The sequence below is a fragment of the Arthrobacter sp. zg-Y895 genome (assembly GCF_020731025.1).
Taxonomy (GTDB): domain Bacteria; phylum Actinomycetota; class Actinomycetes; order Actinomycetales; family Micrococcaceae; genus Arthrobacter_B.
On the sequence record NZ_JAJFZY010000004.1, the window covers coordinates 457,566 to 483,005 of the forward strand.

The 25,440-nt window shown below is 66.4% G+C and carries 23 protein-coding genes and 1 riboswitch; of the genes, 8 read left to right on the forward strand and 15 right to left on the reverse strand.

Annotated features, from left to right (window positions below):
• The first annotated feature begins 100 nt into the window (after positions 1–100).
• The gene (locus tag LJ760_RS08825) at positions 101–1,153 is read left to right on the forward strand and encodes a YeeE/YedE family protein (protein WP_227921858.1); all 1,053 of its coding nucleotides are present in this window, start codon (positions 101–103) and stop codon (positions 1,151–1,153) included.
• Positions 1,154–1,186: 33 nt separating this feature from the next.
• Positions 1,187–1,414 (forward strand): sulfurtransferase TusA family protein, encoded by a 228-nt coding sequence (locus LJ760_RS08830; protein ID WP_227921859.1) that lies wholly within the window; start codon positions 1,187–1,189, stop codon positions 1,412–1,414.
• 51 nt (positions 1,415–1,465) lie between these two features.
• Here LJ760_RS08830 and LJ760_RS08835 read toward each other — a convergent pair whose 3' ends face one another.
• On the reverse strand, positions 1,466–2,107 hold the full coding sequence (locus tag LJ760_RS08835; RefSeq protein ID WP_231709327.1) for a response regulator transcription factor: 642 nt from the start codon (positions 2,105–2,107) through the stop codon (positions 1,466–1,468).
• Positions 2,104–3,447 (reverse strand): sensor histidine kinase, encoded by a 1,344-nt coding sequence (locus LJ760_RS08840; protein WP_227921861.1) that lies wholly within the window; start codon positions 3,445–3,447, stop codon positions 2,104–2,106. Before LJ760_RS08840 ends, LJ760_RS08835 begins: the two co-directional genes overlap by 4 nt.
• 176 nt (positions 3,448–3,623) lie before the next feature.
• On the opposite strand from LJ760_RS08840, the gene LJ760_RS08845 reads away from it, so the two are divergent.
• A complete protein-coding gene (locus tag LJ760_RS08845) occupies positions 3,624–4,706 on the forward strand; it encodes an ABC transporter permease (protein ID WP_227921863.1) in 1,083 nt (360 codons plus the stop codon).
• A gap of 40 nt (positions 4,707–4,746) precedes the next feature.
• Positions 4,747–5,487 carry an ABC transporter ATP-binding protein gene (locus LJ760_RS08850; RefSeq protein WP_227921866.1) on the forward strand — a complete coding sequence of 247 codons (741 nt, stop codon included), beginning with the start codon at positions 4,747–4,749 and terminating at the stop codon, positions 5,485–5,487.
• Here LJ760_RS08850 and ligD read toward each other — a convergent pair.
• Both ligD and LJ760_RS08860 read right to left on the reverse strand, forming a co-directional pair.
• Entirely contained in the window at positions 5,484–6,506 is a 1,023-nt protein-coding gene (gene ligD / locus LJ760_RS08855; protein WP_227921868.1) for a non-homologous end-joining DNA ligase, read from the reverse strand. The two genes, LJ760_RS08850 and ligD, sit on opposite strands and share 4 nt — an antisense overlap.
• A 46-nt stretch (positions 6,507–6,552) precedes the next feature.
• Positions 6,553–7,773 carry an MFS transporter gene (locus tag LJ760_RS08860; protein WP_227921874.1) on the reverse strand — a complete coding sequence of 407 codons (1,221 nt, stop codon included), beginning with the start codon at positions 7,771–7,773 and terminating at the stop codon, positions 6,553–6,555.
• 512 nt (positions 7,774–8,285) lie between these two features.
• A riboswitch (cyclic di-AMP (ydaO/yuaA leader) is annotated at positions 8,286–8,432 on the forward strand.
• Between the two features lie 3 nt (positions 8,433–8,435).
• On the opposite strand from LJ760_RS08860, the gene LJ760_RS08865 reads away from it, so the two are divergent.
• A complete protein-coding gene (locus LJ760_RS08865; RefSeq protein ID WP_227921876.1) occupies positions 8,436–9,305 on the forward strand; it encodes a LysM peptidoglycan-binding domain-containing protein in 870 nt (289 codons plus the stop codon).
• Between the two features lie 92 nt (positions 9,306–9,397).
• On the opposite strand, the gene LJ760_RS08870 is transcribed toward LJ760_RS08865, so the two are convergent.
• The 7 genes from LJ760_RS08870 to LJ760_RS17400 are packed head-to-tail and all read right to left on the reverse strand — an operon-like array spanning position 9,398 to position 17,304.
• Positions 9,398–10,072: a response regulator gene (locus LJ760_RS08870; protein WP_227921879.1), complete on the reverse strand. Its 675-nt coding sequence runs from the start codon at positions 10,070–10,072 to the stop codon at positions 9,398–9,400.
• Positions 10,069–12,603, reverse strand: coding sequence for an ATP-binding protein (locus tag LJ760_RS08875; protein WP_227921881.1), 2,535 nt, complete (start codon positions 12,601–12,603; stop codon positions 10,069–10,071). Before LJ760_RS08875 ends, LJ760_RS08870 begins: the two co-directional genes overlap by 4 nt.
• Before the next feature lie 3 nt (positions 12,604–12,606).
• A complete protein-coding gene (gene kdpC, locus LJ760_RS08880; RefSeq protein WP_227921885.1) occupies positions 12,607–13,215 on the reverse strand; it encodes a potassium-transporting ATPase subunit KdpC in 609 nt (202 codons plus the stop codon).
• Between the two features lie 54 nt (positions 13,216–13,269).
• Positions 13,270–15,420, reverse strand: coding sequence for a potassium-transporting ATPase subunit KdpB (gene kdpB, locus LJ760_RS08885; protein ID WP_227921887.1), 2,151 nt, complete (start codon positions 15,418–15,420; stop codon positions 13,270–13,272).
• A 2-nt stretch (positions 15,421–15,422) separates the two neighbouring features.
• Positions 15,423–17,084, reverse strand: coding sequence for a potassium-transporting ATPase subunit KdpA (gene kdpA / locus LJ760_RS08890; RefSeq protein ID WP_227921889.1), 1,662 nt, complete (start codon positions 17,082–17,084; stop codon positions 15,423–15,425).
• Positions 17,084–17,173 carry a potassium-transporting ATPase subunit F gene (locus tag LJ760_RS08895; protein ID WP_227921892.1) on the reverse strand — a complete coding sequence of 30 codons (90 nt, stop codon included), beginning with the start codon at positions 17,171–17,173 and terminating at the stop codon, positions 17,084–17,086. The genes kdpA and LJ760_RS08895 overlap by 1 nt, the downstream gene beginning before the upstream one ends.
• Positions 17,170–17,304 carry a hypothetical protein gene (locus tag LJ760_RS17400; RefSeq protein ID WP_257793655.1) on the reverse strand — a complete coding sequence of 45 codons (135 nt, stop codon included), beginning with the start codon at positions 17,302–17,304 and terminating at the stop codon, positions 17,170–17,172. The genes LJ760_RS08895 and LJ760_RS17400 overlap by 4 nt, the downstream gene beginning before the upstream one ends.
• A 194-nt stretch (positions 17,305–17,498) precedes the next feature.
• Between LJ760_RS17400 and LJ760_RS08900 the strand changes: the two genes are divergently transcribed.
• Positions 17,499–18,212, forward strand: a complete 714-nt coding sequence (locus tag LJ760_RS08900; protein ID WP_227921895.1) for a TetR/AcrR family transcriptional regulator — start codon at positions 17,499–17,501, stop codon at positions 18,210–18,212.
• Positions 18,196–18,945, forward strand: a complete 750-nt coding sequence (locus tag LJ760_RS08905; protein WP_227921897.1) for an SDR family NAD(P)-dependent oxidoreductase — start codon at positions 18,196–18,198, stop codon at positions 18,943–18,945. The genes LJ760_RS08900 and LJ760_RS08905 overlap by 17 nt, the downstream gene beginning before the upstream one ends.
• On the opposite strand, the gene LJ760_RS08910 is transcribed toward LJ760_RS08905, so the two are convergent.
• The 4 genes from LJ760_RS08910 to LJ760_RS08925 form a co-directional block, all read right to left on the reverse strand.
• Positions 18,942–20,288, reverse strand: a complete 1,347-nt coding sequence (locus LJ760_RS08910) for an alpha-amylase family glycosyl hydrolase (RefSeq protein ID WP_227921901.1) — start codon at positions 20,286–20,288, stop codon at positions 18,942–18,944. The genes LJ760_RS08905 and LJ760_RS08910 overlap by 4 nt on opposite strands.
• A gap of 113 nt (positions 20,289–20,401) precedes the next feature.
• A complete protein-coding gene (locus LJ760_RS08915) occupies positions 20,402–22,453 on the reverse strand; it encodes a transglycosylase domain-containing protein (RefSeq protein ID WP_227921903.1) in 2,052 nt (683 codons plus the stop codon).
• A 350-nt stretch (positions 22,454–22,803) separates the two neighbouring features.
• Entirely contained in the window at positions 22,804–24,441 is a 1,638-nt protein-coding gene (locus LJ760_RS08920) for a ribonuclease J (protein ID WP_227922794.1), read from the reverse strand.
• A 277-nt stretch (positions 24,442–24,718) separates the two neighbouring features.
• Positions 24,719–24,952 carry a zinc-ribbon domain-containing protein gene (locus tag LJ760_RS08925; RefSeq protein ID WP_227921905.1) on the reverse strand — a complete coding sequence of 78 codons (234 nt, stop codon included), beginning with the start codon at positions 24,950–24,952 and terminating at the stop codon, positions 24,719–24,721.
• Positions 24,953–25,028: 76 nt separating this feature from the next.
• Here LJ760_RS08925 and LJ760_RS08930 point away from each other — a divergent pair, with 76 nt between their 5' ends.
• A complete protein-coding gene (locus tag LJ760_RS08930; protein WP_227921907.1) occupies positions 25,029–25,313 on the forward strand; it encodes a hypothetical protein in 285 nt (94 codons plus the stop codon).
• Positions 25,314–25,440: the final 127 nt, after the last annotated feature.

Sequence of the window (25,440 nt, forward strand, 5' to 3'; positions counted from 1 at the left end):
CTGGGCCATATTCCTTGGCGGCCGGAAAGGACCCGGACTAGCGTTGCTCAACTGCGGCACGTTGCCGCGGCATCTCCCCTTTTTCCTAGGAGCAGTTTCAATGCTTATTTCAGGCCTGCTGGTCGGGTTGGCGCTCGGATTCGTTATGCAGCGGGGCCGCTTCTGCGTCACCGGTGCCTTCCGCGATGTCTGGGTCACACGCAATACCCGCTGGCTCACCGCGTTCCTGGTGGTTGTGGCCGTGCAAAGCATCGGAGTATTCGCCTTGGACGCGGCGGGCGTCATCACCCTGCAGGCCGAGGCGTTCCCCTGGCTGGCAACCATCGTGGGCGGCTTCATCTTCGGCTTTGCCATTGTGCTGGCCGGCGGCTGCGCCACCGGAACCTACTACCGCGCCGGCGAGGGCCTGGTGGGCAGCTGGCTGGCGCTGATCTCCTACGCACTGTTCGCCGCGATCATGAAGACGGGCCCCCTGGCCGGTTTCAACACCGCGATGCGCTCCGTGACCGTGGAGCAGAGCAATTTCTACTCGGTCCTGGGCATCTCCCCGTGGCTGTTCGTGGCGGTGCTCGTGACCGCGGTGGCACTGGCGGTCCGGCACCACCTGGCCAAGCCGAAGTCCGCCATGGCCACCCTGCCGGCGTCGAAGACCGGGCTGGCGCACCTCTTGTTCGAAAAGCCGTGGAATGCCTTCGCTACGGCCGTCGTCATCGGGCTCATTGCCACGGCAGCCTGGCCGCTGAGCTGGGCCACCGGCCGGGAAGACGGCCTGGGCATCACCACCCCCTCCTCCAAGCTGGTCACCTACCTTGTCACCGGCGATGCCGAGCTCGTGGACTGGGGTGTGTACCTGGTCATCGGCATCCTGCTCGGCTCCTTCATCGCAGCCAAGGGCAGCGGCGAATTCCGGGTCCGGGTCCCCGACGCCGCCACCGCCGTGAAGAGCCTCGGCGGCGGTGCCCTGATGGGCATCGGCGCCGCCCTGGCCGGCGGCTGCACCATCGGCAACGCCATGGTGCAGACGGCCCAGTTCACCTTCCAGGGCTGGACCGCGCTGATCTTCATGATCCTCGGCACCGGCGTCGCTGCGAAGCTCACCATCATGAACCGCCGCCCGGCGCCGGCCTCCGCTCGCGTCCCCGTCGGCGTCTAATCCCCCACCAATAGCTCGAAAAGGATACACACCATGGCACAGGTCACCCTGGAAACCAACGGATCCGTCTGCCCCTTCCCCCTCGTGGAAGCCAAGCAGGCTATGACAACACTGAGCAGCGGTGATGAACTCGTCATCCACTTCGACTGCACCCAGGCCACGGACGCCATTCCGCGTTGGGCTGCCGAAAGCGGCTACCCCGTCACGGATTTCTCCAAGCGCGGCCCCGCGGAGTGGTCCATCACGGTGCAGAAGGCCTAGCACCGCGTAACCTCCGCACCGCTGAAGCCCGGCTTCGCCGTTCCGTGCCCGTTAAGAGCGCAGGATCCGCTGGCGCCGGGCTTCGGCGATGGCGGCGGTCCGGTTGTCCACACCGAGCTTTTCGTAGATGTGCACCAAGTGCGTTTTCACCGTCGCTTCGGAGATAAACAGCTTCCGGGCGATGGCCCGGTTCCCGAGGCCCGTTGCCAGCAGCTCAAGCAGTTCAAGTTCACGGCTGCTGAGGGCCGGAGCCGGACTCCGCAGATGTCCCATCAGCCGGGCCGCAACCAGCGGCGACAACGCCGTCCGCCCGTCCGCAGCAGCAGTGACCGCGGTGCGGATCTCCTCAGGATCCGCATCCTTGAGCATGTAACCGGCCGCCCCGGCTTCGATGGCCGCCAGGATATCGGCGTCAGTGTCATAGGTGGTCAGAATCAGCACCGGCGGGCCGTCGGCCGCCCGGATTCTCCGCGTGGCCTCCACCCCGTCCATGCCCGCCCCCATCTGCAGATCCATCAGTACAAGATCGACCGGGGTGCCCAGCACCTCCTGTTTACGGACTTCGGCCACCGCTGATTCGCCGTCCGCGGATTCGGCGGCAACCCGGATGCCTTCAAAGTCCTCCAGCATGGCGCGCAGACCTGCCCGGACCACCGGGTGATCGTCAACCAGCAGGATCCGCATCACTCTCATGCCCGTGTCTTCGCGGGAGCCGGTTGCTCCAGCTCCGGCCGGTCGGCAGCCGGCAGCGGAAGCCGTACCGCCACCACCGCGCCTTCGCCGGGCGCGGACTCGATGCTCAGCACCCCGCCCAGATCCGCTGCCCGCTCGCGCAGGGAGAGCAGCCCGAATCCGCTTCCGTCCCGGCGGGGGACGTCCGGGAGCGTTGCGGTGCTGAAGCCCGTACCGTCATCGAAGACATCCAGCGTCACTGCGTCGGGCGCAAAGCTGAGCGTCAGTACCGCGGTATGTGCACCGGAATGCGCCCGCACGTTGGCAAGGGAAGCCTGCGCCGCCCTCAGCAGGGTGGTTTCATACCGGGCATCGAGATCCACCGGCTCTCCGTCCACCCGGAGGCTGCACTCCAGCGGCTGACCGCCGGAGGCCGCCTGCCGGGAGCTATCGGCGCAGAGGCGCTCCAGCCCCGCGATGAGGGTCCCGCTGCCCGTTGCCGCTTCGGTCAGGCCGCGCACAAACTTCCTGGCCTCGGCCAGGTTTTCCGACGCAGTGGCCTGGACCGTGGCAATGCGCTCCCGGGCCAGATCCGCCTGTCCGCTTTCCAGTGCGGCGCCGGCCGCCCGCGACATCAGGACAATGCTGGAAAACCCCTGGGCCAGGGTGTCATGGATCTCGCGGGCCAGGCGTTCCCGTTCCGCCAGGACGCCCGCACGGTGCTGGGACGCTGCCAGCTGCCCGCGGGTGCGCCGAAGCTCGGCCAGCGCACGCCGCTGGTTCACGCTTTCTCCGTGCAGCGCCGCGTAGGCGAAGCCCATCACCACAGCAAAGAGGGCACCCAGCACCGGGCCCAACAGGACTGCGAGAGTAAACCCTCCGGAGTGCACGCCCTGGGCGGCGACCACCGCAGCCGTCATCGCGGTTACTGCCGCCAAGGCGGGCACGGTCCGCAGCAGATGCAGGTCCAGGAAGAACAGGGGGAAGGCCAGCCAGGAAAAATCGGCGCTTATCAGCAGCAGAAGAAGCCATAGGAACGTTACGGCCGCCAGCCAATAGGGACCGGCACGGCCGGGGTCCGGCCCGGTCCCGGTTGCTGCGTAGCGTTTCTCTGCCACGGTGCCGGCGAGATAGACGACGGCGAGCACACAGGCGCAGGCATACGCAGCCACAAGGCGGGGCGTTCCCGGCCCGTCCAGGGTCAGCTGGACCAAAGCCAGAACAAGCAGCCCGGCGAAGGCAACGTGCAGGGCTACCCGCAGCAGGCGGAGCACGGCGTCCCCCGCGACGGTCGCGCTAGCGGCAGACACGGCGCCGGCGCCGCCGTCGGGACCCCCATTGCTTTGATTCGGCGTACTCATGATTCCAGCCTAGGTCCGGCCGTCCGCAACGGCATCAACCAAACGGTTGAGCGCAGGACCAACCGGTTTCTCCGCCTGGATCATCCGTCCATGCGATGGTTTCGCCCCGGAACCGGCGGAGGGTTGAAAGGTACCCTCCACTGCCGCTGCGGCGGCCGATCCGAAAGGAAGCAAACGTGTATCTGGCACTCCGCGACATACGCTTCGCCAAGGGGCGGTTTGCCCTGATGGGCAGCGTCGTCGCCCTGATTACCCTCCTTCTGGTGTTGCTCTCCGGGCTTACCGCAGGCCTGGGCAACCAAAACACTGCGGCAATCAAGGACCTTGGCTCCGCCGGGGTGGACATCGTTGCCTTCGGTGCACCCGAGGGCGGTGAAGCCAAGGTCTCCTATACGGAATCAACCGTCACAGCTGAGCAGTTGGCTGAGTGGCGGAAGACTCCCGGCATCGAGACCGCTGAACCCGTAGGCATCACCCAGACGCGCATTACCGGCGGGGCCAGTGCAAACGTGGCTGTCTTCGGCGTCGAACCGGGCAGCAAGCTCGCGCCCCGCCAGATCGGCGACGGACAGATCCTCATTGGATCGGAAACAGCGGAGTCCCTGTCCCTGGATGCGGGGGACGAAGTGCGCCTGGGCGGCCGGGTCCTGACTGTTGAAGACATTGTCGACCAGTCCTACTACAGCCACACGCCGCTCGTCTGGACGTCGCTGGCTACATGGCAGGCTGCGGCCCATACCAACGATGAGGGCTCCGACGCGGCGCCGGTGGCCACCGTGATCGCCGCCTCGGGCTCCGCCGCCGAGCAGGCAGACGACGCCGCAGGCACAGTCTCCACGGGTATCCGCGGCTCTTTCAACGGATTGGGCGCCTACACCTCGGAAAACGGTTCGCTGCTGATGATGCAGGCGTTCCTGTACGGCATCTCCGCACTGGTCATTGTGGCCTTCCTGGCGGTCTGGACCATCCAGCGCACCCGCGACATTGCCGTGCTGAAGGCCTTGGGCGGCAGCTCCGCATACCTGATGCGTGACGCGCTGGCCCAGGCCGGGGTCATCGTTGCCGCAGGTGCCGTCACCGGCGGGGTGCTCGCCGTACTGATCGGCTTGGCCGCCGCTGCGGTTGCTCCGTTCATCCTGACGGTTTCCACCGCACTGCTGCCGATCCTGGGCATCGTGGTGCTCGGGCTTGCCGGGGCGGCCGGTGCCGTACGCCGGGTTGCCAAGGTAGATCCGCTGACCGCTCTCGGCGGCAACTAGCTACCTACATCCTGTATTCCCAAGAAAGGACCACCACAACATGGCAGAAACCTCAGCTTCGGCACTTGTCCCACCGACCCTCGCGGCTGCCACCGCCGCACTGCACCTGCAGGACGTAACCCTCGAATACCCCGACGGCGTCAGCACGCTGAAGGCACTGGACCGGGTCAGCCTGACTGTTCCCCGGGGAAAGATCCTCTCACTGGTGGGTCCGTCAGGGTCCGGCAAGTCCTCCCTGCTCGCCGTTGCCGCCACTCTGATCCGCCCGGCGTCGGGCACCGTGACGGTGGGCGGCCGGGATGTCGGCGAACTGGACGACGCCGGCCGGACTGCACTGCGGCGTACCGAACTTGGCATCGTCTTCCAGCAGGCGAACCTGCTTCCTTCCCTCACGGCCGTGGAGCAGCTCGTCATCACTGACCGGCTGCGCGGCAGGGCCGGGAAGGAATCCGAGTCCCGGGCACGGGAGCTCCTGGAACTCGTGGGGCTGTCCCAATCCGTCGCGGCCCGCCGTCCCCACCAGCTCTCCGGTGGACAGCGTCAGCGGGTCAACATTGCCCGTGCCCTCATGGGCAGTCCGTCGCTGCTGCTGGTGGACGAACCCACCGCCGCGCTGGACCACGACCGGTCCGAGGCGATTGTCCGCCTATTGGTTGCCGTGACACGCGAATTCGACCTGGGTACGGTGATGGTGACCCACGATACCGAGTTCGTACCCCTGACCGATGACGTGGCGGCCATGCGGGACGGCAGGCTCATTGAACACGATCCCGCAGCCTAGTCCTTTCGACGGGCGCGGCTGGGCTGGACCCGCGGCGGCTCCCCCGGCATCTTCGGATAGTCCGGCGGGAAGGGCAGTTCGCCCAGCCCGTTGGCCAGGTCCCGTTCCCACCAGCCCAGCAGGACATCAATGGACCCCGGCCGGGCGGACATCTCCGCCCAGGGATCCCCGACGGTGCGCAGCCGCTCCGGAACTGTCTGCATAGTGAAGTCCGCAGGATGCACCCGTTCCAGCTCGTCCCAGGTGATCGGGCAGGAGACGGGTGCGTTCGGGAGCGCCCGCGGGCTGTACGCGCCGGCCATGGTCCGGTCGCGGTTGGCCTGGTTGAAGTCCACGAACACCCGTGTGCCGCGTTCTTCCTTCCACCAGGCCGTGGTCACCTGGTCCGGCATCCGGCGCTCCACCTCCCGGGCTGCGGCAATCACGGCATGCCGGACGTCCAGGAATTCACGCTCCGGACGGATGGGCGCGAAGAGGTGGATGCCCCGGTTGCCCGAAGTCTTGATGTAGGCGTCCAACCCGGCCTCGGCGAGGATGGACCGCAGTTCCTGGGCCGGACGCACGGCGTCGTCGAAATCCGTGCCCGGCTGCGGATCCAGGTCAATGCGCAGCTGGTCCGGGTTGTCCGTGTTCTCCGCCCGCGACGGCCAGGGATGGAACACCACCGTGTTCCTCTGCGCCGCCCACACCGCGGCGGCAGGCTCATCCAGCACCACCTGCGGGTGTGAACGGGCGCTCGGGTATTTCACGGTGACGGCACGCATCCAGTCCGGCATTCCGCGCGGCGGATTCTTGGAGAAGAACACCTCTCCGCCGATGCCCTCCGGGAAGCGCTCCAGCGAGACGGGCCGGCCGCCGTTGGCCCGGATGAACGCCTCACCCACCTCCGCGAAATAGCGGGCCAGATCCAGTTTCGTGATTCCGGGATCCGGCCAGATGACCCGCCCGGGACTGGAGATGCGGACCTGCCGCTCCCCCTCCGGACCGGGAACGGCCAAGGTGGTTTCCTCGCGTGCCATCGTTCTGCTTTCCCTCATCGGACAGTGTGGGAAAGAGGTTACCGTGTCAGGCGGCAGGCTTCCCCCGCACCGGTTCCACCGGTGCGCCGGGCCGGTAATCCTTTCGTCCATGGACAAAGTGGTAGAGCACCGTGGAGGCCAGCAGGACGGCGGCCAGCACCCAGTACATGCCGTGGAATCCCATCAGTGGCAGGAGCATGCCCAGAAGCAGCGGGCCAAGGCCCACACCGGCGTCCATCAGGATGAAGAACGTGGACGTCGCCAGGCCGATCCGGGCCGCCGGTGCCGTTGTCACGGCAATCGCCTGGGCACACGGCATCAGTGCACCGAAGCCGAAGCCCACAAACACGCCGGCCAGGGCCATCACCGTGTCATTTGGGGCGTAGGCCAGCAGCGCCAGGCCGACGGCGAAGGACACCAGGGTGGGGTACACCACGGCATTGTCACCGTGCCGGTCCTGGATGCGCCCCACAAACAACCGCGAAACCAGCACCACGCACGCATAGACCACAAAGAAGAGGCTGGCGCCGAGCACCAGGCCTTCCGTCTGGGCATAGGAGTTAAGGAAGGAGAGGATGCCGGCATATGCCGCGCCGGCAATGAACATCACCGATGCAATGGCCAGTGCCGACGGATCGATGATGTCCGTGAGGTGCATCCGCCACTTGTTCTCCTGTTCTTCGGCGGTCGGTGTGCGTTCCGGCAGGGACAGCACCAGGGACAACGCGAGTGCGACGGCGGCGCAGCCGGCAGCAAACAGGAACAGGGCGCGGTAACTGACGGACTCCGCCAGGAACACGGCCAGGAACGGGCCTACTGCCGTAGCCATCGTGGTGGAGATACCGAAGTAGCCGGTACCCTCGCCGCGCCGGTGGACCGGAATCAGTCCCATGACCGAGGCGGAAATACTCGTGCTGGCCGCTCCGAATGCCATGCCGTGCAGGATCCGGACGGTCAGGAGCAGTGCCAGGTTGGACGCGGGGATGTACAGCAGCGATGCGACCACGAACACCGCGAGGCTGGTCACCAGCAGCCGGCGCCGCCCCACGAAGTCCAGGAACTTCCCGGCGAACACCCGTGCCGCCAACGCACCGAGGACGAAGGATCCGGAAGCAAATCCGGCGGTGCTGTCGGATGCGGAGAACTCCTGAACCGTGTAGAGCGCCATGGTGGTCATCAACAGATAAAACACCAGTGAGATAAAGAGATTCGTGATGATCGCCAGCACAAATCCCCTGGTCCATAATTTCGAACCGCTGCCAGCCACTGCATACTCCTGTTTGCTCGGAACAAGCGACCGATATTGGAAGGTCGCCTAACAACCTTACCCGCCGCCGTCGTCGGTCGGGAAGCAAATTTCAGTGATCCCGGCCACTTTTACCCCACACGGTGGTGCAGTCGTGACCGATGGGAAAACTTCAGCCACTCCCGTATCGGAGGGTGGAATTCTTCGAGCGCGGATCGGGTGGCCGGGACGCCGATTCCGAGGCAGTGGTACGGCTGTTACTGAAGGGATCACACCCGTAACACCTACCTCGACGCCTGGGGTTACCCCGCCACTCGGACGCGAGAAAAGCCCTGTTAAGATTGAGACTGAAGCTAGCCGGTGTGGCCGCAGAGGCAGATTTCGGGTAGCATATCGCGCCCCCGATCACACGCCTGAGAGAAGCAGATCACACAATGGTTATCCAACCGTAACTATCTTGTACGGTTATTCCCATGCCGCTTTCTGATGCGGCTCCCCCGGGCTTGTTACCTAGCTCTGCCGCTGGTCCCGGGGTCCACAGAACGCACAACCACGGCAGAGGCGGGGGAACCATTTATGGGTTCCTTGAATCCTTGGGGTTAAGTCTCCGGTTTCACCGGCGGCCGGGTGTCTCCCATCCGAATCCGACAGCTCACCTCGCAGGTATCGGGAGAGGTTATTACATGACTTTCAACAAGACTCGTGGACGCCACCGCGCCGAGACCATCGTCGTTGCCGGCCGTGGACGGACCATCGGCAGCGCCGCTGCCGTAGTCGTCGCAGGTTCCGGCCTGATGCTCAGCATGGCCGCACCGGCCTCCGCCGGAGTTGTCGCCAATGACAACTACACCCCGTCGCAGGCCGTTGCACCGGCCGCCCCGGTAGCAGCCGCCCCCGTTGCAGCCGCACCGGTAGCTGCCCCCGCAGCTGCTGCCACCACCCACACCGTTGTTTCCGGTGACACCCTGGGCCAGATCTCCGCCGCTTACGGCGTTGGCCTGGACTCCGTCCTGGCGCTGAACGGCCTGTCCCTGGCATCGATCATCTACCCCGGCGATGTCATCACCGTTGCCGGCGAAGCCGCTCCGGCCATTGCTGCCGAACCCGTTGCGTCCTACGCCGCTCCGGCTGCAGCACCGGCAGCAGCAGCACCGGTTGAGCCCGCCAATACCGGCGTGGTCACCACCCAGTCCACCAACATCACGCCGGCTGCAGCAACCCCCGCAGCCAGCGGCACCAACGCCATCATGCTGGCTTCGGCACAGTCGCAGCTGGGCGCAGCCCAGGACTGCACCGTCCTGGTTGAGGTTGCCCTGCGCGCCGCAGGCCACAGCGTGGGGGACCTTGCTCCCGCACAGCTGGCCGCCTACGGCACCCAGGTCTCCACCCCGGAGCCCGGTGACATGGTCTACTACGCCGACGGCGGCATGGGCCTGGCCCACATTGCCATCTACATCGGCAACGGCGAAGCCATCCACAGCGGCTGGAACGGCAACCAGACCGTAGTCCAGTCCGTCAACGTCGGCTCCGGCCCCGTGTTCTACCGCGCATAAGGCTTCCCAGCCACACCGCGCGAAATGAGCGTCCGTCCCGCAAGGGCCGGGCGCTCATTGCGTTAAGCGGTCAGGACCTGCCACCGGTTGCATCAGGGCACAAACCGGTAGCCCATGCCGTGTTCAGTGAGCAGGTGCTCCGGAGCCGCAGGGTCACGCTCCAGTTTCCTCCGCAGCTGTCCGATGTACAGCCGCAGGTAGCCCGAGTCCGTGGTGCCCGGGCCCCAGACGTTCGTGAGCAGGGCCTGTTGGGTGACCAGCATGCCCGGATGGGCAAGCAGTTCGGACAGGAACCGCCACTCGGTAGGCGTCAGGCGGATGTCCGAGCCGTCGTCGACCCGCGCGATGCGCCGCGCGGCCAGGTCCACCCGCACGGCCCCGAACGTGATCTCGCTGGGACCCGCAGCCGCGGGCGACCGCCGGGAAAGCGCCCGGATCCGGGCCAGCAGCTCCTCGGTGGAAAAGGGCTTGGTGACGTAGTCATCCGCCCCCAGGTCCAGCGCCCGCACCTTGTCCGCCGGATCGATCCGGCCCGAGACCACGAGGATGGGCACGGCACTCCAGCCTCGGACGGCTTCAATGACTTCCATGCCGCTCAGCCCCGGCATGCCCAGATCCAGCACCAGCAGGTCCGGATGGGTGTCCACCGCCTTCCGGATGGCGGCACTGCCGCTTTCCGCAGTCACTACCTCATATCCGTAAGCGCTCAGCGTGATGCGCAGCGCGCGGAGGATCTGCACGTCGTCGTCGGCGACCAGGATCTTCATCCGGCCACCGCCGGAGTGGAGATCCCTGCCGCATGGGTACCGCGTTCAGCGGCAGGCAGCGAGAGGACCATGGTCAGACCGCCGCCGGGTGTGTCTTCGGTTTCCAGCGTTCCGCCCATTCCTTCAGTGAATCCCTTGGCCAAGGCCAGTCCCAGGCCCAGGCCGGTTGAGTTATCCGTGTCCCCCAGCCGCTGGAAGGGGACGAAGATTTCTCCCCGCCGCTGCTCCGGGACACCGGGTCCCGAGTCTATGACGCGGATTTCCACCCGGCCGGCAAACTCGCTGACGGACAGGACACATTTCGTTTCCGCCGGGCTGAAGCGCACCGCATTGGCCAGCAGGTTGACCAGCACACGCTGCAGGAGCACCGGATCGGCCAGGACCACGCGCGGCGCGGAGGGGATTTCCAGTTCCACGTCCGCCGGTCCCAGTTCAAGTTCCTCGAGCGCCGGCAGCACCGCATCCGCGACATTCAGCGGCTCCAGGCTCACGCCGACGACGCCGGCCTGCAGCCTGCTCACATCCAGCAGGCTGGTGACGAGTCCGGAAAGGGAGGCCAGGGATTCCTCGGCGGTGGCGAGGAGTTCGCTGCGGTCCTGCTCGGACCAGGTGACGTCCGTTGCCCGCAGCCCGGTAACGGCGGCGGTCGCTGCCGTCAGCGGCCGGCGCAGGTCATGCCCGACGGCGGCCAGCAGCGCCGTGCGGACCTTGTCCGCCTCGGCCAGCGAGCCGAGTCCCCTGGCGGTTTCGGTCAGTTCGCGGTGTTCCAGTGCCGCCTCCAACTGGGCGGTGATGACCGCCAGCAGGCGCCGGTCCGACGCAGCCAGTTCGCGCCCCCATAGATCCAAGGAGCACCGCTCCCCCACCGGCAGGCGGGTGAACGCCGGATCTTCGGGTGAGGCGGAAGCCGGCCACTCGCCCTCGGAGTACAGGTCTTCATCCTCGCAACGCATCCGTGCGGCGCTCACGTTGAAGGCTTCACGGGTGCGGCTGACCAGTGCGGCAAGGGCATCTTCCCCGCGCAGCACGCTGCCGGCCACCGATGCGAGCAGCTCGGATTCCGACGCCGAACGCCGGGCGGTGCGCGCCCGCCGGGCGGCGGCATCCACCACATAACTGACGAGCAGCGCGTTCACTACGTAGAGCCCCAGCGCCAGCATGTGCGACGGCGTGGCCACGGTAACGGTGTACAGCGGTTGGATGAAGAAGAAGTCCAGGGTCAGGCCCGAGAGCAAGGCCGCGAACAGGGCCGGCCAGATGCCGCCGATCAGGGCCACGAGGATGACCAGCAGCTGGTAGCTCAGCACGTCGCCGGTGATGGTTTCGGCGCTCCGGAGAGAAACCAGGCCTGCCGTCAGCAGCGGACCGCCCACAATGGCGAAGGCGAAGCCCAGCAGGCGCCGACGCATCGAGAGGGCGCCCCCGAAGTGCGGCAGCACCAAGGTCCGGGCAGCCGCCGAGTGGGAGACCATATGCACGTCGATGTCCCCGGACTCCCGGATGACCGTGGCGCCGATGCCCTGTCCGGACAGCAGTGCTGCGATCCGGGGACGGCGGCTGACCCCCACCACCAGCTGCGTGGCGTTGACGCCCCGGGCGAAGTCAACCAGTGCCCGCGGAACATCGTTGCCCACCACCTGGTGGAACGTGCCGCCGAGCTTCTCCACCAGGAGCCGCTGCGCGGCCAGTTCTGCCGGTTCCGGCCCGCGCAGTCCGTCGGCCCCGGAAACGTGGACGGCCAGCAGCTTTCCCCCGGCGGACCGGGCTGCAATCCGTGCTCCGCGGCGCAGCAGGGTGCGCCCTTCGGCGCCGCCGGTGAGCGCCACCACCACCCGTTCCCGGGCCTCCCATTTGCGGCTGATGCCGTGCTCTTCACGGTAGCGGTTCAGAGCCGAATCCACCTCGTCCGCCAGCCACAGCAGGGCCAGTTCGCGCAGGGCCGTCAGGTTTCCGAGGCGGAAATAGTTGGACAGGGCTGCGTCCACCCGTTCTTCCGGATAAATGACGCCGTCGGCCAGGCGTCCGCGCAGCGACTGGGGAGTGAGGTCCACCAGTTCCACCTGTTCGGCTCCGCGCAGGACGGCGTCCGGTACGGTTTCGGCCTGCAGGGTGCCGGTGATCTGCTCGATCACATCGTTGAGGGAGTCGATGTGCTGGATGTTCACGGTGGACAGGACGTTGATCCCTGCGTCGAGCAGGGCCTGCACGTCCTGCCACCGCTTTTCGTTCTTCAGTCCGGGCACGTTGGTATGGGCCAGTTCATCCACCAGCGCGTATTCCGGCGCCCGCGCCAGGACGGCGTCCAGGTCCAGCTCCGTGAGTTCCAGCCCGCGGTGGCTGAGGGCGGCACGCGGGACCGTCTCCAGCCCCTCGGCCAGGGCAGCTGTCGCGGCGCGGCCATGGGTTTCCACCAGCGCGACGACGACGTCGGATCCCTCATCCCGGAGGCGGCGCCCCTCTTCGAGCATGGCGTAGGTCTTGCCCACGCCGGGCGCCGCCCCCAGAAATACCCTCAGTTGTCCTCGCGTCATGGACTAAGTGTCCAGCTCCGCCAGCGAAATGTTCAAAAGCAACACGTTGACCGTACTGCTGCTCAGGACTCCGGCGAACGGGGCCTGCGTGGCGTCGTCCACCAGGGCAGAGACCTGCACCGGATCCAGGCCGCGTTCGGCCGCCACCCGGTCCACCTGCATCCGGGCGTACTCGGGGCTGATGTGCGGATCCAGCCCGGACCCCGACGCCGTGACCGCCTCGGCGGGAACATCCTCCGGTGCCACCGACTCCAGCTCTGCGACGGCTGCCCGCCGCTCGGCCACGGCAGCCGCGAGGTCCTCGTTCAGCGGACCGAGGTTGGAACCGCTGGAGGCACCGCCGTCGTACCCGTCCCCCGCGGCGGACGGCCGGGACTGGAACCATTCGGGCAGGGCAGCGCCGTCGGCGTCCGTGAACGACTGGCCGATCAGCTTCGAGCCCACCTCGTTGCCGCCGCTGCTGACCATCGAGCCGTTGGCCCGGCCGTGCAGCGCGGCCTGGCCGACACCCGTCACCACCAACGGGTACACAACGCCGAGGAAAAGCGTGAGCACCGCCAGGGCGCGGAGGGAGACGCCAAGCTGGCGCATGCTGCTGCGGACGGGGTTCATTTCCTGCTCCTAGTAAGGGGGATGCTGCGGATGGTGCGGATGAGGGGCGCCATGTCAGAAGCCCGGGATGAGGCTGATCAGCAGGTCAATGAGCTTGATGCCGATGAACGGCGCAATCACGCCGCCCACTCCGTAGATCAGCAGGTTGCGGCTGAGGATCGAGGAGGATCCGGCAGCCCGGTACTTCACGCCGCGCAGCGCCAGCGGAATCAGTGCCACGATGATCACCGCGTTGAAGATCACCGCGGAGAGGATGGCCGAGGCCGGAGAGTGGAGCTGCATCAGGTTCAGCGCGGCAAGGCCGGGGAAAATCCCCACGAACATCGCCGGGATGATGGCGAAGTACTTGGCAATGTCGTTGGCGATCGAGAAGGTGGTCAGGGCGCCGCGGGTAATAAGCAGCTGCTTGCCGATCCCGACAATGTCAATCAGTTTGGTGGGGTCCGAGTCCAGATCCACCATGTTGCCGGCTTCCTTGGCCGCGGAAGTGCCCGTGTTCATGGCCACGCCGACGTCGGCCTGGGCCAGTGCCGGGGCGTCGTTGGTACCGTCGCCCGTCATGGCCACCAGATGCCCGCCCGCCTGTTCGCGGCGGATCAGGGCCATCTTGTCCTCGGGGGTGGCTTCGGCCAGGAAGTCGTCCACGCCTGCCTCGGCGGCAATGGCCTTCGCGGTGTACGGGTTGTCGCCGGTGATCATCACGGTGCGGATGCCCATGGCCCGCAGCTGGGTGAAGCGTTCCTTCAGGCCCTCCTTGACCACGTCCTTCAGGTGGATCACACCGAGCACCCGGGTGCCGCCGTCGGCGTCCCGAACCGCCACCAGCAGCGGAGTGCCGCCGCCGGTGGAGATCTTCTTCACCTGGTCCTCGACGGCAATCAGGACGTCGACGTCGATGCCGCCGGATTCCGCCGTCCAGTCCAGGATGGCGGAGGAAGCCCCCTTGCGGATCTTCGCCCCGTCGGGGAAGTCCATGCCGCTCATCCGCGTCTGGGCAGTGAAGGGAACGCTGACGGAGCCGGCCGGCGGTTCCGGGCGGCAGCCCTTAGCGGCGGCCAGGTCCACGATGGACTTGCCCTCCGGGGTGGGATCACCGAAGGAGGACAACACGGCGGCGTCGATCAGGTCGGTGCTCTCGGTGCCGTTGATCGGGATGAAGCCGGCGGCCTGGCGGTTGCCGTACGTGATGGTGCCCGTCTTATCGAGCAGCAGCGTGGTGACGTCACCGGCAGCCTCCACCGCACGGCCGGACATGGCCAGGACGTTTCGCTGGACCAGGCGGTCCATGCCGGCAATGCCGATGGCGGACAGCAGCGCGCCGATGGTGGTGGGGATCAGGCAGACCAGCAGCGCCACCAGGACGGGGATGCTGACCGTGGCGGATGAGTAGCTTGCCAGCGGGTTAAGCGTCAGCACCACCACGATGAAGATGAGCGACAGCGTGGCCAGGAGGATGTTCAGGGCAATCTCGTTGGGCGTCTTCTGCCGCGCGGCGCCTTCGACGAGCCGGATCATCCGGTCTACGAAGGTTTCCCCGGGTTTGCTGGTGATCCGGACGATAATCCGGTCGGACAGGACCCGGGTACCGCCGGTAACCGCCGAGCGGTCGCCGCCGGATTCGCGGACGACCGGGGCGGATTCGCCGGTGATTGCCGACTCGTCGACGGACGCGATGCCGTCGATGATGTCGCCGTCGCCGGGGATGATCTGCCCGGCCTCGACCACCACCACGTCGTCCAGCCCAAGATCGGCCGAGGGAACCTCCGAGATGGTTGCCCCGAGGCCGGCGGGATCGCGGCCGGAGTCGTAACCCTCCAGCCGGTAGGCGGTGGTGGTGGCCCGGCTGTTGCGCAGGCTGGCTGCCTGCGCCTTCCCGCGGCCCTCGGCCACGGCTTCAGCGAGGTTGGCAAAGATGACGGTGGCCCAGAGCCAGCCGGCAATCAGCCAGGAGAAAGCGCCGGGGACGGGTGTGCCGCCGGAGTCCTGCGGGCCGCCGAGGAAGGGCTCGGCAACGGCGATCGCGGTGATCAGTACGGCACCCACTTCGACGATAAACATCACCGGGGTGCGGACCATCAGCCGCGGGTCCAGTTTCCGGAAGGCTCCGGGCAGGGCGGCGGCCAGCGAGCCTGCGGTTATGCCACGGCCGGCAGGAGCCGGTTCGGAGTCCGCAACGGATTCCAGGGGTTTGGTAAGTGTGGACATGGTTATTGCAGTCCTTCCGCCAGGGGACCCAGCGCGAGTACGGGAAAGAAGGTCAGGGCAGTCACGATCACGGTGACGCCGCACAGCAGCGTCACGGACTGCGGCCGGTGGGTGGGCAGGGTGCCGGCCGAGGCGGGGACCTTGCCCTGTTCGGCGAAGGCTCCGGCCAGGGCGACCACGAAGACCATCGGCAGGAAACGGCCCACCAGCATGGCCACGCCGAGGGCTGTGTTCAGCCACGGGGTGTTGGCTGTGAGTCCGGCGAACGCGGAGCCGTTGTTATTGGCTGCTGAAGTGAAGGCGTAGAGGACCTCGCTGAAGCCGTGGAGCCCGGTGTTCAGGATGGAAGTGCCCTCGATGTCGGCCCGGATGCCGGGAACCGCGAAGCTCAGCGCCGTCCCCACCAGGACCAGGGTGGGCATGGTGAGGATGTAGAGGCTGGCAAGCTTGATTTCCCGCGGGCCGATTTTCTTGCCGAGGTACTCAGGAGTGCGTCCCACCAGGAGCCCGGCCACAAAAGCGGTGATGACCGCAAGGATCAGCATGCCGTAGAGCCCGGACCCGACGCCGCCCGGCGCCACTTCCCCGAGCATCATGTTGAGCATCGCCATCATGCCGCCCAGCGGGCTGAAGCTGTCATGCATGGCGTTCACCGCACCGGTGGACGTCAGCGTGCTGGTCGAGCCAAAGAGGGTCGAGGCGGCTATTCCGAACCGCTGTTCCTTTCCTTCCATGGAACCGGCTGCACCGTCCGCGGCACCGAATTCGAATGCGGTCATGGCCGCGAACGACACCGTGAAGATTGAGGCCATGGCTGCCAGGATCGCGTACCCCTGCCGGCGGTCCCCCACCATGGTGCCGAACGTTCGGGGCAGGCTGAACGGGATAACGAGCATCAGGAAGATTTCCACCAGGTTGGTCCACCCGCTGGGGTTTTCAAACGGGTGCGCGGAGTTGGCATTGAAGAAGCCGCCGCCGTTGGTGCCCAGGAGCTTAATGGCTTCCTGGGAGGCCACCGGTCCGCCGGGGACCGTGGAGGTTCCGCCGAGGAGGTTGGTGACGGAGGTGAAGCCGTTGAAGTTCTGGATCACGCCGCCGAGGATCAGCACGATGGCGGCCAGGAAAGCGACGGGCAGCAGCAACCGCAGGACGCTGCGGGTCAGGTCCACCCAGAAATTGCCGATGGTGGACGAGTTGCGGCCGGCCAGGCCGCGGATCAGTGCCACCGCCACGGCCAGACCCACAGCTGCGGACAGGAAGTTCTGCACCGCCAGGCCCGCCATCTGCACCGCGTAACCCATGGTGACTTCGGGCGAGTAGGACTGCCAGTTGGTGTTGGCCACGAAGGAGGCTGCCGTGTTGAAGGACAGGGCTTTGGGCACCGCGGGAAGGCCGAGCGAGCCCGGAAGCAGGTGCTGGAGTCGCTGCAGCAGGTAAAGCAGGAGCATGCTGGCCCCGGAGAAAACCAGGACTGAGCGCAGGTAGCTCTGCCAGGCCTGGCCGGAGGAACCGTCCACTCCGACCAGGCGGTAGAAGCCGCGCTCCGCACGGAGGTGTTTTTCGGAGGAGTACAGCCGGGCCATGTAGTCACCGAGCGGCCGGTGGACCGCCGCGAGCAGGACCACCAGGCTGAGGACCTGTGCGGCCGTTACCCAGTCGCCCATCAGAACCGCTCCGGTCGAACAAGTGCCACCAGGAGATAGCCGACGGCGGCCACCCCGAGGCAGAGTGCAAGGACGTTGAAAACGATCACAGCTTTTCCACCGCCCCGGCCATCAGGACAAACGCAGCGAAAAGCCCTACGAAGCCCACCACAAATAAAACATCAAGCACGGGAATTGCCCCCAGCCGTTCAGCGCGCTGCCGCTTTGGCAGCGCGGGCACACCTTGTGCCGCATCCGATTACATGCCCTCGCCGGCGCTCAAAGAGCCATCCTCACGCTTTCCTCACGCCGGGACCCCAAACCCTTACGGAAAGCCCATGTAAACGGGTGATTGCGACGCCGGGCTGCCGGTGTGCGGCAGGGCCGGGCACGTGCGGTATACACTGTAAACTGACGCCCACCGAAGGAAACGCCGTGTCCCGCACCCTGCCCCTCAGCCCCGCCGCGATCGCTGCGGCCGCAGTCCGGATCGCTGACGCGGACGGCCTGGATGCCGTCTCCATGCGCAGGGTGGCGGCGGAGTTCGGGGTTTCGGCGATGGCGCTCTACCGCCATGTGGCGGACCGCAGCGCCCTGCTGCTCCTGATGGCCGATGCCGCCACCAGGGACTACGCACTCCTGCCCGCCCGGAAGCTGTCCTGGCAGGAAACCCTGGCACACCTGGCCGATGCCCAATGGCGGGCCTTCTCGGCGCACCCCTGGCTGCTGCGCATTGTCCTGACGCCGCGCCGGCTCGTGAACATGGCCACCCCCGACGAGGTGGAACTGGTGCTCTCCCGGCTGGGCTCAGCCGGCCTGAGCGAGGACGAGGGCTTTGACTGCCTGCTGGGCATTTCGGCCGCCGTCATCGGCACGGCGTCCATCACGGCCGCAGCCCATTTCGGCCCCCCGGAACAGGCGGACGGCCCCGGGCCGGGCGGGCACCTCCGCTGGACACCGGAGGCCGTGGCGCAGCACCCGCAGGCGGCGCGGTTCCAGGCCCAGGGCATCAGCTATCCGGCCTCGCGCCGGTCACTGGACTTCTTCGTCGGAAGCTTCATTGCCGGCGTCGAACAGAACCTCAACAAAGCTCCGGGCGGCCGCATCCGTCCGGTTTTACGGAAGGAAGAAAATGAAACTCAGCAATAAGACCGCCATCATCACCGGCGGGGCCGGCGGCATCGGCCAGGGCATTGTCCGGCGGTTCCTCGCCGAAGGCGCCAAGGTGGCAGTGGTGGACATCGACCAGGCCCAGGGCGACAAGCTGCTGGCCGCTCTTGAGGGCAAGGGCGAGGTCATTTTCATCGCCAAGGACATTGCCAAGGCCGAGAACGCCGCGGCCATCGTGGCAGAAACCGTGGAGCGCTTCGGCGGCCTGGACATCCTGGTCAACAACGCCCACGCGTCCAAGCAGGCACCGATCATGGAAACCACGCCCGAGATCTGGGACCTGTCCTTCAACACGGGCACCATGGCGACCTTCCACCTGATGCGCGCCGCGTACCCGGAGCTGAAGAAGACCCGAGGCAGCATCATCAACTTCGGCTCCGGAGCCGGCATCAAGGGCCTGCCGAACCAGGTGGCCTACGCCGCGGCAAAGGAAGCCATCCGCGCCATTTCCCGCACGGCCGCCAATGAATGGGCCGTGGACGGCATCCGCGTCAACGTGGTTTCCCCGGTGGCCCTTACCCCCGGCATCGTCCAGTGGAGCCAGGCCTTCCCGGAGGCCTACCAGGAAGTCGTCGACGGCGTCCCCCTGGGCCGGCTCGGCGACCCCGAAACGGACATTGCCCCCATCGTGGTGTTCCTCGCCAGCGAGGATTCCCAGTACCTGACCGGCCAGACCCTCATGGCCGACGGCGGCACCATCAAGCTCTACTAGCCGGCTGCCGGGGCTGGGCCGAGGATGGCCCAGCCCTTCGCCGGCAGCGCCAGCCGCCTGCCCGGAACGTCCAGCCCGCCCGCGCCGGCCAGGACGTCCCGGGCAGCTTCGGGCACCTGCACGGTGACCGGCGTGTCCTCGAGGTTCATGGCAACGTACAGCGAGTGACCGGCGTCGAACACCTCGTAGACCAGCTGTTCGTTGGCCAGCGAATGTACCCGCGTGCGCGCGCCATGCACCCAGTGGTGCCGGCGGCGCAGCCCGATCAGTTCCTGGTGCAGGTGGTACAGCGGCTGCCCCACGGCCGAAAGCTCCTCAGGGGACGCCGGGAAGGACGGACGGATGTCGTCGTCCCCTCCGGCACGGTCCTCCTTGTCGCCCCGGTAGCCCTGCTCGTCGCCGTAGTACACCGTCGGGGTGCCCGGGAGGGTGAACAGCAGCACCAGTGCGTGCGCGAGCCGGCCCGACGGCGCCAGGCGGCTGGCGATGCGGGTGACGTCATGGTTGCCGACGAAGGTCAACGGCACAAAGGTGTCCAGGAAGGTGTTGTGCCGCTCCAGCGCGGCGGACAGCTCGTAGAAGTTCGCCTCGGCCAGCGAGCTCCAGATGGCTTTCCACAGTTCGTACTGGGTCACCGAATCCAGGTGTCCGGCGCGCACATCCGCCGGGTAGTCCCCGTGGATGTACTCCCCCACGAAATACGCGTCGGGGAACTCCGTGCGGACCTCGTCCAGGACCTTCGCCCAGAACGGTGACGGCACCGCGTAAGCGGCGTCCAGCCGCCAGCCGTCCGCGCCGCGGCGCAGCCAGTGCTTCATCACGTCGGCCACGAAATCCGCCACGCCCGGTTCGGCATGGTTCAGGGCCACCAGGTGGTGATGGCCCTCGAAGTCTTTGTAGTCCGGTTCGATTCCCGGCGTCCAGCCGTCCGGCCAGGTAAAACCGAACCAGTCCGCCGTCGTCGCCCCCGGGCCCTGCTCGAGTGCCTGGCGGAAGGGGGCGAAGGAGCGGCCGGTGTGGTTGAAGACGCCGTCGAGGAGCACCCTGATACCGCGTGCGTGCGCCTGGGCCACCAATTCGTCGAAGTCGGCATCGTCGCCCAGCCGGGAATCTATCCGGTAATAGTCGGTGGTGTCATACCCGTGGGTTTCGGAGGCGAACACCGGTCCGAGCGCGAGGCCGGAGGCGCCCATCTCCACGAGGTAATCGAGCCACGGCACCAGCTTCGCCAGCCCGTGCTGCGCCGGGGCCTGCTCCGGGAGCGCAGCCTTTTCCGCTCCGGCAAAGCCCAGCGGATAGACCTGCCACCACACCACATGCTCCACCCAGTCCGGCGTCATCATAAGTTTCCCGTTCCCTTCGCGCTGCGGAGTTATGCCTCCCCCAGTCTGCCATCAGCACGCTTACCTTCGGGAATTCCCTTCGCCGGCATCTGCACCGGCGCCTGCGTCCAGGCCTAGAGCATGCTGTCCGGGACGGAGGGGAAGTCCTTCGCTTCGTAGAGCTTGGCGACGGCCTTCATGTAGTCGGTCCACTGGGCACCGGCGATGGCGGAGCCGTCCACGTAAGAGCGGGTGACGCCGTTAATGGACTGGTTGTTCAGCGAGGAGTAGGAGTTCCAGTTCCCCACCCAGGACGCCGTCGCGATGCCGGTGGTGTAGCCGACGGTCCAGGTCTGCTCGGACATGTCGGTGGTGCCGGTTTTGGCCGCGGCGGGGACGCCGATGGGCCGGATGCTGCCCGGTGAGCCCTCAACCAGTTTCTCCAGCGGCTGCGTCACGGCAGCTGCCACATCCTCGCTGATGGCGCGCGTGCATTCTCCTCCGGCGACGTCGTACGCGTTGCCCTGGCCGTCGGTGACTTCGGTCAGCGCGGTGGGTGTGCAGTATTCGCCGCCGCTGGCGAAGGTGGCGTAGGCCGAAGCTATGGTCAGCGGGGAGACTTCCTGTCCGCCGAGGACAAAGGAGGGACTGGTGACTTCCAGGGGTTCCCCGTCCACTGCGCGGTGGACACCCATGCTGGTGGCGGTATCCCGGATGTCGCACAGGTCCAGCTGGGCTGCCTGCGCCACGGTGGCGGTGTTGACGGACTGCCGCAGGCCCTCCGCAACGGTCATCTTCTTCTCAAAGCCCTCGGAGGCGTTCTTGAATTTCCATTCGTCGAACTCCGCATTCGGGCCGAGGCAGCTGGCCTTCCAGTCGAAGCCTGCCGGGTAGGACGTACGCGTGGCGTCGATGGTGTCGTTGAGCCCGTGCCCGGCCGCCAGCCAGGCGGCGGTGGTGAACGGCTTCATGGTGGAGCCGGGCTGGAACCCGTAGGGCGTGCCGCCCATGTCCGCGTCCACATTGAAGTTGAGCTGGGTTTTGCCCTTGCCCAGCTCCGGGGTGTACTCGGTGTTCTGGGCCATGGCAAGGATCTTGCCCGTGCCCGGTTCCACGGACACTATTGCCGAGCCGGCCCCGGAGGGATCCCCTACCGGAACCTGGGCTTCGATCTGCTTCTGTGCCTGCGACTGCAGCCGCGAGTCCAGGGTGGTCCTGATGGTCAACCCGCCGCGTGCCAGGAGCTTGGCGCGCTCTTCGACATCGGCGCCGAAGGCCTCCGACTGCAGGATGGTCTGTTCCACATAGCTGCAGAAGTACTGGGCGGTCTCGGCGCCAGTGCATCCCGAGGTCACGGTCTGCGGGTTCAGGTCCAGTCCGCTCGCCACCGCTTCGTCATACTCGGCCTGGCTGATCTTGTCGTTCTTCAGCATGGCCGCCAGCACGGTGTCCCGGCGGGCCTGCGTTCCTTCGGGGTTGGTGAACGGGTTGTAGTGGCTGGGCGACTGCACCATGCCGGCCAGCATGGCCGACTGTGCCGGATTGAGCTCCGAGGCGGAGATGCCGAAGTAGCTCTGGGCCGCAGCCTCCACGCCGTAGGTCTGTCCGCCGAAGAGCACGATGTTGAGGTAGCCCTCCAGGATCTCCTCCTTGGAGTACTGCTTTTCAACGGCGACAGCGAGCTTGGCTTCGCGCAGCTTGTCCCCGAGGTCCTTGGTGCCGCTGATCGTGAGGTCGCTGCCGCCCTTGCCCGCAGCGATGTCCCGGCTAATAAGCACGTTGTTTACGTACTGCATGGTCAGGGTAGAGGCGCCCTGCGTATCCGAACCGGCCACATTGGAGGCAACGGCACGGGCAACGCCCTTGAAGTCAATGCCGTTGTGCTCGAAGAAGCGTGCGTCCTCAATGGAGACGATGGCGTCCTGCATGCTCTGCGACATCTCGTCCAACTCCACCGGAACCCGGTTCTGGGCATAGAAGGTGGCCAGCAGCACGCCGTCGGCGCTGTAGATCTTTGATCCCTCATCCAGGGGTCCGGTTTCCAGCTCGTCGGGCAGCTGGTCCAGCACTCCGACGGCCATGTCCGTGCCCGTGGCTGCTACTGCCGCCATGGGGATCAGGGTGCTGGCGGCCAACACGCCGGCCAGCAGGCTTACGAGGAGGAACGCGACTAACCGTCCGGGCACGGAAAGTCTCTCGAGGAATGAGGATTTGGGGGGACGCATCCCTACAAGTTATCGACTTTGCCTGTGAAGGGTCTTGACCGAATGGGTCACATCGGGTAAGGGACGGGGGGAACCGGCGTCCGGAAGCAGGCCGGAATCCCGCTCCAGCACTGGGATCGGGCCGCTGCCGGTCCGCGCTGAGGGCATCCGCCAGCGGGGCCGGCCCGGAAACCCCGCGAGAACAAGATCACAGCAAACCAGCACTTCCGGCAGTGCAAAAGGAGGGGCCGCAGGTCGCTGGTGCGACTTGCGGCCCCTCCTCCTGTGTGTTGACTAAAGCCTGTTGGCTAAAGCCTCACGGCAATGGCGCTTTAGGCGTCGACGACAATCGCGGTGATTGCCGGTGTGCGGTTGTAGAAGCGGCGCATCCAGTTGGCGACGGCGCGCTCGATGACGTCTTCGAGGTCCTCGCTCTTCGGTCCGCGGCGGCTGCCCGCGGCGGCGTTGGCCAGGGCCTTCTCCACGGCTTCCTCTGCCTTCTTCACGTCCTCGGACTTCACGGTGAAGCCCTTGGTGAAGAATTCGGCAGGCTCGGCGATGGTGCCGGTATCGGCGTCGACCAGGGCCAGCACCGTCACGGCGCCCTCCTCGGCCAGCTGCATGCGCTCCTTCAGGGTTTCCTCGGTGGTGTGGCCGACGCTGTCGCCGTCCACGAAGACCAGGTCCACCTGATGCTTCCCGGAGATCGTGGCCCGGCCGCGGCGCAGGTCAACGGTCATGCCGTTTTCGGCGATGACGATGTCTCGGGGATCCATGCCGGTCGCCTCTGCGATGGCTCCGTTGGCCTTGAGGTGGCGCCACTCGCCGTGCACCGGCATCACGTTGCGCGGCTTGACAATGTTGTAGCAGTAGGCGAGTTCGCCGGCGCTGGCGTGGCCGGAGACGTGCACCTTGGCATTGCCCTTATGCACCACGTTGGCGCCGATCTTAGTCAGGTTGTTGATGATGCCGTAGATGGCGTTCTCGTTGCCCGGGATCAGCGAGCTGGCCATCAGCACGGTGTCGCCCTCGTGGATGCGGATTTGGTGGTCCTTGTTGGCCATCCGGGATAGCGCTGCCATCGGCTCGCCCTGCGACCCGGTGCAGATCAGCACCACCTTGTGGTCATCGGTGCGCTGCAGCGACTTGAAGTCCACCAGGATGCCCTTGGGGATGTTCAGGTAGCCCAGTTCCTCGGCGATGGTCATGTTGCGGATCATCGAGCGGCCCACGAAGGAGACCTTGCGGTTGTAGCGCGATGCCGCGTCGATGACCTGCTGGATGCGGTGGATGTGGCTGGCGAAGCTGGAGACGATGATGCGGCGCGGCGCGGTGCGGAAGACCGTGTCGATGGCCGGGGCCAGTTCCTTTTCCGAGGCCATGAAGCCGGGAACCTCGGCGTTGGTGGAGTCGGTGAGGAACAGGTCCACGCCTTCCACGCCGAGCCGGGCGAAGCCGGTGAGGTCGGTGATGCGGCGGTCCAGCGGGAACTGGTCCATCTTGAAGTCACCGGTGTGCAGTGCCATGCCGGCGGCGGTGCGGATGGCGATGGCCAGACCGTCCGGGATGGAGTGGTTCACGGCCAGGAACTCGAGGTCGAAGCCGCCGATGGTGCGGCGGTCGCCTTCCTTGACCTGGATCAGCTTGGGCTTGATCCGGTGTTCCTTCAGCTTGGCCTCGATGAACGCCAGGGTCAGCTTGGAGCCAACGATGGGAATGTCCGAACGCTCGCGAAGCAGGTACGGCACACCGCCGATGTGGTCTTCGTGGCCGTGGGTCAGGACAATGGCAACAACGTCCTGCAGGCGGTCGCGGATGGCGGTGAAGTCGGGCAGGATGAGGTTGACACCGGGGTGTTCCTCTTCGGGGAAGAGGACGCCGCAGTCAACGATCAGCAGTTTGCCGTCGAATTCGAAAACGGTCATGTTCCTGCCGATTTCGCCAAGGCCGCCGAGGTTCATGACACGCATGGTTCCCTTGGCGAGTTCCCGGGGGGCTTTCAGGACGGCAGGTGTTCTATTCACGGATGAGGGTTCTTTCGTTGGGGATCGGATTGCAGGTTGGAACGGCAGCCGTACGGCGGCATTCCGGAAGTCTGTGGTGCGGCCAGAACAGGGCCGGCAGCTGTTGTGCTTCTTTCATTCTATTGACTTTTCCGGCGCGCCGGGGACACCGGGCCCTCACGGAGAGTCTCGGAAGGGTTCGATAGGCGTCCTGCGGTGGTTTTCTTTCCGTGCCGACAGCGGTTCAGCCGCGCTGGAGGGCGTTCTTCTGCGACTTGTTAATACCCGTACTGCGGCCGCAGTTGGAGCAGGTAAAGGCGTAGCGGCGGCTGGTGGTGAAGACGGGGATGAAGAAGAGCGTCAGCCGGTTAGCGCGCTCTTCCACATACTGCTCTCCGTAGACGCCGCAGTACTGGCAGGTGGCCGGCCGCGAAAAGAGTGAGGAGAGCACGGTCTTGAATCCAATGAGCACGAACATCCGACCACTCTACGTCGCGCCGGCAGGCCGGGACGTGCGGACACGCGGGTTTTACTAAGCTTGCTTATCAAGAGGGATGCTGCATGCCTTTGGGGCGTGCAACACCGCCGCCTCGCGACGTCGTGACGGCAAAGTCGACGTCATACTCACCGGCGTCGACCTGGGCGAGGCGCGGCAGCTGGACCGGATCTGCCGCACTGCCGGAGGAGACCGGCGTCGTCCGTCCACAGAACTACTTTTGCTCACCCTCTCCCCTGCTTTGGCACGCCTGCCGGGATACCGGCGCACCCTCGTGAACCCTGCGCTCGGTGCCGGGGCCTGGAAACGCTCGCGGTGCGGACCGCAATCCTTCTGCACCTAATGCCACAGGTTCCCGCCTGCGAGCGCAGACCTGCTTCGCCAGGACAAATCTGCGAGCGCCGAAGCCCAGCGTGAACGGCAGGGTCCCGCAGGAAGCCCGGACCCGGCATGGCATCCAAGCGCGGAAC